This is a genomic window from Streptomyces sparsus (assembly GCF_054776295.1).
In genome coordinates this window covers 1-772 of the sequence record NZ_BAAHCA010001503.1, presented here as the reverse complement: position 1 = coordinate 772, position 772 = coordinate 1, and the positions used below count along the sequence as shown (strand labels likewise).

The following is a 772-nucleotide window of genomic DNA, read 5'->3' as shown; positions in this document are numbered from 1 at the left end:
CGTGCCGCTCGCCCGACGTGCGCAGGGCCCGCGCGGGCGTCGACGGGACCCGGCACGGCGCCCCCGGCCCGCCCGTAGCACCATGGTGGGACGAGCGTGAGGAACAACCCCCGAAGGCCCGCACCGGCGGTGCCCGCGGGACGGCAGGCAGGAGCGGCAGCACAGTGGTGAACGTCCAGGGCACGGTGGCGGACGGTTTCGAACCGGTCCGGGACGCATTCCGGCGCAACCTCACCTCACTCGGCGACCGCGGTTCGGCGGTCACCGTCTACCGCGACGGGCAGCCGGTCGTCGACCTGTGGGGCGGCGTCGCCGACGCCGAGGGCGACACGCCCTGGCAGCGGGACACCGCGCAGATCCTGCGGTCCGCCACCAAGGGCCCGGCCGCGGCCGTCCTGCACCTGCTGCACCAGCGCGGCACGCTCGACCCGGACGCGCCGGTCGGCACCTACTGGCCCGAGTTCAAGGCGAACGGCAAGGAGCGGGTGCTCGTCCGCCACCTGCTGTCCCACCGCGCGGGCCTGCCGGTGCTGGACACGCCGCTCACCCCGGCCGAGGCGCTGGACGGCGTCAGCGGCCCGCGGGCCGTCGCGGCCCAGGCCCCGGAGTGGGAGCCGGGCACCGAGCACGGGTACCACCCGCACACCTGGAGCTGGCTGCTCGCCGAACTGGTGCTGCGGGTCACCGGCCTGCCGCTGGGCCGCTGGTTCGCGGAGGAGGTCGCCGCGCCGCTCGGCCTGGACCTGTGGATCGGGCTGCCCGACGACCAGGC

At 76.4% G+C, this 772-nt stretch carries 1 protein-coding gene; it reads left to right on the top strand.

The window, feature by feature from the left end; genetic code table 11:
• Nucleotides 1–164 precede the first annotated feature (164 nt).
• Nucleotides 165–772 (top strand): serine hydrolase domain-containing protein (locus ACYVE9_RS29270; RefSeq protein ID WP_461030900.1); only part of this gene is annotated, 608 nt, incomplete at its 3' end.